The organism is Aureibaculum flavum, assembly GCF_016406085.1.
GTDB classification, from domain to species: domain Bacteria; phylum Bacteroidota; class Bacteroidia; order Flavobacteriales; family Flavobacteriaceae; genus Aureibaculum; species Aureibaculum flavum.
Genome location: NZ_JAEHFJ010000032.1, coordinates 1 through 1,003, shown reverse-complemented (window position 1 = coordinate 1,003; position 1,003 = coordinate 1). Strand labels below are relative to the sequence as shown.

Sequence of the window (1,003 nt, the reverse complement as noted above, 5' to 3'; positions counted from 1 at the left end):
CAGTTCTTTGTTAGCTGTAGTTTTTATTCCACTTTGTAACGAACAATGACTTCATTATCCAAAACGACATTAGTAGACCAAATAAATTCAGCACCTTTTCCACTAAATTTTTCTATGAAGTTCATATATGCTTTTTTATTATTTACTCCTATTTCATCTTCAGTATATGTGGTCGCATTTGGCCATTGGCTGTCATTGAAAGTAACGTCAAAACTATTTTCTGGAATTTTCCAATGAATACCGTAAAATGCTGTTCCATTATCAACTCCATCTGTACTGCAATTTGAAGAGATTCTTTTTTCTCCAATTTCACTTAAACAACTTAAATCACTAATAGGTGCAGTATAAAAAGTTTGTGCTTTCCATTTGCTATTTGTAATAGTCCCATCACTAAAGCTGGCTATAAAACCTCCATCTCCAGGATGAAAATCTTTTCCTCTATTATTTTCTGAACCTAAACCTAAATGTTCTTCCCAATCTATTAGTTTTACTGCAATTGTATAAGGTTTTTTTACTTTGAATTTTACAATGTTTGAATTAAATGGTGTAAAAGGTACTGGGTCAACTGCTATTAATTTTCCGTTAATGTAAAGTTCAAAATAATTATCCGCAAAAAGATAGCCTGTAATGATTTCTCCGTCCGAATCTATCTCAAAGACAGGAACGGAATTCATATCTATTTCTGAAAGATTATTTGGTGTTATAGAGTTACATTCATTATATAAATCAGAAGCTTTGGTCGTTTCGTTGAAATGATTAATTCCGGGAACTGTCCAACTATTTCCTAAATCATCTTTTATTTCTCCAACTCCTGAAATTCTGCTACCTCCTTGATTACAAGAAATAAGACTTTTAATTTGTGTTTCCGCTAATCCTTGGGTTACGTTTCCTGTTCCATTGTAAATTTTTTCGTTAGTTGTTTCTTTAGGAATTGATTCATTAGTTGATGATTTTGCGTTTTTTTCCTTACAACTGATTATCGTAATTAATAGAAATAGAAATA

1 protein-coding gene is annotated in these 1,003 nt (G+C 31.3%); it reads right to left on the bottom strand.

The genetic code is table 11. The features are described 5' to 3' along the window. Positions 1–23 precede the first annotated feature (23 nt). Positions 24–1,003: hypothetical protein (locus JBL43_RS20135; protein ID WP_233098841.1), on the bottom strand; the 980-nt coding region annotated here is incomplete at its 5' end.